Origin of the sequence: Bradyrhizobium sp. Cp5.3, from assembly GCF_000426265.1 — a bacterium.
Lineage (GTDB): Bacteria > Pseudomonadota > Alphaproteobacteria > Rhizobiales > Xanthobacteraceae > Bradyrhizobium > Bradyrhizobium neotropicale.
Window position 1 is genome coordinate 94,492 of the sequence record NZ_KE384515.1, and the last position, 6,212, is coordinate 100,703.

Below are 6,212 nucleotides of genomic sequence, written 5' to 3' on the forward strand. Positions count from 1 at the left end.
AATGTTAGAGGCGATATCATCCACGGCGATTTCCGCGGGCCAGGCTGTATCCCGCGCGACCGAGACGCAAGTCATCTCGCCCGCAGCGACCGCGATCCAGTCGGGCGACGACGTCGGCTTCGATTCAGTGATGAAGCAGGTGACCACGGACGCGATCGGAACGTTGAAGGCAGGCGAATCGGCATCGATCTCGGCGATGCAGGGCAAGGAGTCGACGCGGCGCGTCGTCGAGGCGCTGATGTCGGCCGAGCAGGCCCTCCAGACGGCGGTCGCGGTTCGCGACAAGGTCGTGCAGGCCTACCAAGAAGTCGTTCGGATGTCGATTTGAGCTGAGGGAGTGACGCTGTGAAATCGCTTGCCATCGCGGCCACGGGCATGAATGCCCAGCAGACCAATATCGAAGTCATCGCGAACAACATCGCCAATATCAACTCGACGTCGTTCAAGCGGGCACGCGCGGAATTCACCGATCTATTCTATCAGATGGACCGCATGCAGGGCGTCTCGAACGTCTCGGGTTCATCTCCGATCCCGGAGGGTGCCAATCTCGGCCTCGGCGTCAAGTCGGCGGCCATCCGCAAGCTGCACATCCAGGGTGCGCTCACGCAGACCGGCAATCCCTACGACCTGGCGATCAACGGCCGTGGCTGGTTTCAGGTGTTGGGGCCGAACAACGAAGTGCAATATACCCGCGCGGGTTCATTCAACACCAATGCCAACGGTCAACTCGTCACGATCGACGGTTACCTGCTCGACCCCGCAATTACTGTGCCGCAGGGAACGGTCCAGGTCACGGTCAACCAGACCGGGCAGGTGTTTGCCAAGCTGGATACGGAAACCAATCCGCGGCAGATCGGCCAGCTCAACCTCGCCAACTTCGCCAACGAGGCGGGCCTCGAACCGCTGGGCAGCAACCTCTATCGTGAGACCACGGCTTCCGGCACGCCGGTCGTCGGGCTGCCGGGCGATGCCGGCTACGGCAAGATCAACCAGCAATATCTTGAGGCTTCGAACGTCGATCCGGTCAAGGAGATTACCGAGCTGATCTCCGCCCAGCGCGCCTACGAGATGAATGCCAAGGTCATCCAGGCCTCGGATGAGATGGCCTCGACGGTGTCGAAGGGACTTCGCTAGTTTCGGTGTATCCATGTTGAACAGGGTGGGCCTGATCGCGCGTGGGTTGGCCGCCGCGCTGCTCGTTCTCGCCTCTGCGCGGATGGCCGCGGCCGAGGAGCGGCGGCTTCCCGTGCCGGCCGTGTCGATCCGCGTCGGCGAGGTGATCAGGGACGACATGATCACGGAGCGTGCCTTCGCGCCGAACATTCTCGGCGTAGCCATGTTCATCGAAGGACGTCAGGTGCTTGTCGGCCGCATGGCGCGGCGTACGCTGCTGCCCGGTCAGCCGATTCCGACCAATGCGGTTGAGGATCCCTGGACCGTCGCCCGCGGTGCCATGGTCAAGGTGGTCGTCGAGGACAGCGGCCTGTCGATCGTGACGTACGGCTCGGCGATGCAGTCGGGTGCGGCCGGTGCGCTCATCCCGGTCCGAAACACCGACACCGGCGTGATCATCAGGGGCATCGTCCAGCCGGACGGCACCGTCAAGGTCGTGGACGGGTCATGATCAGATTTCTGCTTGCGCTGATCCTCGTCGTTGCCGCGGCCGGTGCCCAGGCCGCCGTTCGCATCAAGGACATCGCTGACATCAAGGGACTGCGCGAAAACCAGATCGTCGGTTACGGCCTCGTCATCGGCCTGAACGGCACCGGCGACACTCTGCGCAACGCGCCGTTTACGGAGCAGTCGCTCCAGTCGATGCTCGAGAACATGGGCATCAACGTCAGGAACGAAGCCACCAGCACGAACAATCCGGCGCGGCCCACGACGCTGCGCACGCGCAACGTCGCCGCCGTCATGGTGACAGCGGATCTGCCACCTTCGATGGCGCCGGGCGAACGCATGGACGTGACGGTATCGTCGCTCGGCGATGCGACGTCGCTGCTTGGCGGCACGCTGGTGATGACGTCACTGCGCGCTGCCGATGGCGCCGTCTACGCGGTGGCGCAGGGGGCCGTCACCGTCGCCGGCTACAGCGTGGGCGGCCAGGCCCAGAACGTCAGCCAGGGCACGCCGACCGCCGGGCGCATCCCGAACGGTGCGCTGGTCGAGCGGGAAGTGCAGGGAAGTCTCCATGAGATGGAGTTCCTGGTGCTCGAGCTGAAGAACCCCGATTTCGTCACCGCGACACGCATTCTCGATGCCATCAACCGCTACGCCGGCGGCCGCTATCGCGCGCAGATCGCCTTCGAGCGCGATTACCGGACGATCGTGCTGTCCAAGCCGCGCTATATCGGTCCGGTCCGCTTCCTCGCCGAAATCGGCGAGCTGACGGTCGAGCCGGATACACCGGCGCGCGTGGTGATCAACGAACGCACTGGCACGGTGGTGATCGGACGGGACGTAAGAATATCGACCGTTGCGGTGACGCACGGCAATCTGACGGTCCGCGTCACCGAGATGCCCGTGGTATCGCAGCCCGCGCCGTTCTCGCAAGGGAAGACGGTCGTCGTTCCCCAGACCATCGTCGAGGCCAACGAAGCAGGCGCGCAGGTTGCGATCCTCAGCGGCGTCGATCTCCAGCGCCTCGTCCGCGGGCTGAACCAGATCGGATTGAAGCCGTCCGGCATCATCGCCATCCTCCAGGCGATCAAGACGGCAGGCGCGCTCCAGGCCGATGTCATTGTGCAATGATGCATAAGCGTCGTGCAAGCTTGGTCGCTCAATGCTCTCAGGACCGAGAATCGCACGCGGCCCGATGCTGAAGCTGGATCACAAAGCAAAAGTCCTTCTCCTGGTCGCTGCGTCCGCGCTGGCGGGCGCTTCGCCTGTGCTGGCGCTCGATGAGGCCAGGCCGTCAAAGCCGCTCAACCTGCTCTCCTTCGCGCGCGCACGTGCTCCGGGCTCGCAGAAGCCGCAAGGGCTGGCCGCATCGTTGCCGAACGACGCCGCCTCCTCCAGGGCGACCGCCTGGGCGGCGGAAGACACCGGACCTGCGATCACCGGCGCGGTGCCGGCTCCCGAAACGCCACCGCCGGCGCCTCCGCCAACTCCGCCTACGCGTCCCGCCAAAACCGGCAGTGTCGCCGCGCCGGCGAAGCCGACTTCGCCTGCTGCGGCCGCGCAACCGGACAACGAGGTCGCGCTGTTCTGCAGCAACGTCGCCGACCCCGCCGTCGATGCAAGGCTCGCCTGGCAATTGAAGGAACTGGAGAAGGCCGAGAACCTGCTTCGCGAGCGGATCGCAGAGGTCGAGGCCAAGCGGGCCGAATATGAGCAGTGGATGGCGCTGCGCGACGAGTTCCTGAAGAAGGCCGAAGCGAACGTGGTCGAGATTTATTCGCGCATGAAGCCGGAGGCTGCGGCCACCCAGATCGCGGGTATGGCGGACGAGACGGCAGCCGCGGTGCTCGCCAAGCTCGGCCCGAGGAACTCGAGCGCGATCTTCAATGAGATGGATTCGGCACGCGCGGCGCATCTCGCCGACCTGCTTGGCGGAATGCGTCGTGTGGATGACGGAAAGACCAGATAGATGAAGAAGCCGATGCTCATCCTCTCGCTCGTGATCCTGGGCGGTTGCGCCCAGGATCCGTCCGAGGTGCTGTACGGGCCGCAATTGTCGCCCGTCGGTAGCGGCCTGAGGACGCCGGCCGATCCTATCCCGGTGTCACCCCGTTTCCGCACGCCCGTCAGCTATCGATCGACCTGGGACGACGGCACCGATCTCTACCGCGACCCGCGCGCCAGGCGCGTCGGCGACGTGATGACTGTGATCATCTCGATGCAGGACAAGGCGAAGCTCGACAACAAGACCGGCCGCTCGCGCGATTCGCAAATCAAGTTCGGTCTCGACTGGCTGATGGATGCAGCAGGGTGGACCGATAAGGGCCAGACCAACGCCAATCTCAGCACCAACACCCAGATCAAGGGCAACGGCCAGATCGATCGCGCCGAGGACATCAAGCTCTCGATCGCCGCGATCGTCACCGACGTATTGCCGAACGGCAATATGATGATCAGCGGTTCGCAGGAGTTTCGGGTCAATACGGAGATGCGCGTCCTCAACGTCGGAGGTATCGTGCGTCCACGCGACATCTCGCGTGGCAATACGATCACCTATGACAAGATCGCCGAGGCGCGCGTGTCTTATGGCGGTCGTGGAAATCTGTCTGACGTGCAGCAGCCTGGATGGGGACATCGGATCTATGACGCCGTGGCGCCATTCTGACGAGCTGGCAAACCGGACCGTGCTGCGGGGACAGGGAATGTCATGCGCCTGATCGCAGCCATCGTGGCCTTGACCCTGGTCGCTATCGCGACCGGCGCAGTCGCAGGGCTGCAGCTTTTCGCGAGCGCGCAGCGCGTCGCCGACGCGAAGAAGAGCGCTACCCCGCCGCCGCTTGCGTCGAGCTACGCCGGCAGCGCGCGGCTCAGGAAGCTTTCCCCGATCGTGACCAATCTCGCCGCGCCGGCCAACAACTGGGCGCGGGTCGAAGCCTCCATGGTGACCGACAGCATGAGCGACGAAGACGCCGGCATCCTGGCTGCGCATATCAGCGAGGACATCGTCATCTATCTGAGGTCGGCGTCGGTTTCGCAGTTCGAGGGCGCCCGCGGACTCCAGCATCTGCGTGACGACCTGTCCGAGCGCGCCAATATCCGTTCGTCGGGCAAGGTCCGCGAATTGATCATTGAGACATTGGTGATCCAGTGAAAGTGAGAGTCCTGCTGCTGGCGTTGCTGCTGGTCGTCCTGCCCGAGGTTGCGTTCGCCCAGATTCCGGATCTCAATTCGCTGCTGCCGCCGGGCAACGGCTCGACCAGCGGCCGCATCATCCAGCTGATGGCGCTGATCACAGTGCTGTCGGTGGCGCCGGGGCTGCTGATCATGGTGACGAGCTTCACGCGATTTGCCGTCGCGCTGTCGTTTCTGCGTGCCGGCCTCGGCCTTCAGACCACGCCGGCCAATCTGGTGTTGATCAGCCTCGCACTGTTCATGACTTTCTACGTCATGGCCCCGACCTTCGACCGGGCCTGGGAAACCGGCGTGCAGCCGCTGATGAAGAACGAGATCTCGGAGGAGCAGGCCTATTTGCGGATCACCGATCCGTTCCGCGAGTTCATGCTGGCCCATGTCCGCGAGAAGGATCTTCAGACCTTCGAGTCGCTCGCGGCTGAGAGCTTCCGCAAGAAGTTCGACGACAAGCGTATCGACATGCGCGTCATCATTCCGGCCTTCATGATCTCCGAGCTACGACGTTCGTTCGAGATCGGATTCCTCATCATCCTGCCGTTCCTCGTCATCGACATGATCGTGGCGACGCTGACCATGTCGATGGGCATGATGATGATGCCGCCAACGATCCTCGCGCTGCCATTCAAGATGCTGTTCTTCGTACTGATCGACGGCTGGAATCTGCTCGCCTCCGGACTGGTGCGATCGTTCTCGTAAGACCCGCGATCGTCGGCGGAGCGGCTGGTTATGGTTAGCGGAAAGTAATATTAACCATATGATTTTGCAGCGAAATTCAAGGCGGTCTTAATCTGGAAGCAAGATTCGGCGTGCTACCAAGACGGTACGGCGGGTTGGACCTCACCCACATCAGTCCAAAGGCATGATGCCGCCCCTCCGTACCGGTGAAAGCCCGGTATGTCCCCTCGTGAAAATGTAACGCGTACATAAAGGGACATTCGCAATGTCAAGCCTGCTTACGAACTCGACCGCCATGACCGCGCTCCAGACCCTGCGGTCTGTGAGCTCGCAGCTCTCCAACACGCAGACCCGGATCTCGACCGGCCAGCGCGTCTCGACCGCCTCCGACAACGCCGCCTACTGGTCGATCGCAACGTCGATGCGCTCCGACAACGCCGCGCTCTCCGCCGTCTCCGACTCGCTCGGTCTGTCGGCTGCGACCGTCGACACCGAATATACCGCTCTGACCTCGGTGATCGGCGACAAGAACTCCGGCCTGACCAAGCTCCAGGCGCTGCTGGTCGAAGCCAAGACCGCCGGTATCGACCGCACCAAGATCCAGGCGGACATCACCCAGATCCAGCAGCAGATGAGCAGCACGGCCAATGCCGCGACCTTCAACGGCATCAACTGGCTGAGCATCAACACCTCGGCCACGACCCTGGCCACACCGGCGACCTTCA

General features: G+C 63.3%; 8 protein-coding genes and 1 pseudogene. All 9 read left to right on the forward strand.

The genetic code is table 11. The features are described 5' to 3' along the window. Position 1 precedes the first annotated feature (1 nt). Entirely contained in the window at positions 2-328 is a 327-nt protein-coding gene (locus K289_RS0141370; protein ID WP_027556636.1) for a flagellar hook-basal body complex protein FliE, read from the forward strand. A gap of 17 nt (positions 329-345) precedes the next feature. Next, positions 346-1,134 carry a flagellar basal-body rod protein FlgG gene (flgG, locus tag K289_RS0141375; RefSeq protein WP_027556637.1) on the forward strand — a complete coding sequence of 263 codons (789 nt, stop codon included), beginning with the start codon at positions 346-348 and terminating at the stop codon, positions 1,132-1,134. Between the two features lie 13 nt (positions 1,135-1,147). Next, positions 1,148-1,624: a flagellar basal body P-ring formation chaperone FlgA gene (flgA, locus tag K289_RS0141380; protein ID WP_035688236.1), complete on the forward strand. Its 477-nt coding sequence runs from the start codon at positions 1,148-1,150 to the stop codon at positions 1,622-1,624. Then, positions 1,621-2,751 carry a flagellar basal body P-ring protein FlgI gene (gene flgI, locus K289_RS0141385; RefSeq protein WP_027556639.1) on the forward strand — a complete coding sequence of 377 codons (1,131 nt, stop codon included), beginning with the start codon at positions 1,621-1,623 and terminating at the stop codon, positions 2,749-2,751. The genes flgA and flgI overlap by 4 nt, the downstream gene beginning before the upstream one ends. A gap of 64 nt (positions 2,752-2,815) precedes the next feature. Continuing rightward, positions 2,816-3,589: a MotE family protein gene (locus tag K289_RS0141390; RefSeq protein WP_027556640.1), complete on the forward strand. Its 774-nt coding sequence runs from the start codon at positions 2,816-2,818 to the stop codon at positions 3,587-3,589. Further along, positions 3,590-4,285, forward strand: a complete 696-nt coding sequence (flgH, locus tag K289_RS0141395) for a flagellar basal body L-ring protein FlgH (protein WP_027556641.1) — start codon at positions 3,590-3,592, stop codon at positions 4,283-4,285. It abuts the gene before it with no gap. Between the two features lie 42 nt (positions 4,286-4,327). Then, entirely contained in the window at positions 4,328-4,771 is a 444-nt protein-coding gene (locus K289_RS0141400; RefSeq protein WP_027556642.1) for a flagellar basal body-associated FliL family protein, read from the forward strand. Further along, positions 4,768-5,508 carry a flagellar type III secretion system pore protein FliP gene (fliP, locus tag K289_RS0141405; protein ID WP_027556643.1) on the forward strand — a complete coding sequence of 247 codons (741 nt, stop codon included), beginning with the start codon at positions 4,768-4,770 and terminating at the stop codon, positions 5,506-5,508. The genes K289_RS0141400 and fliP overlap by 4 nt, the downstream gene beginning before the upstream one ends. Positions 5,509-5,752: 244 nt before the next feature. Next, positions 5,753-6,212: pseudogene (locus tag K289_RS47430) on the forward strand (flagellin); the annotation flags it as partial.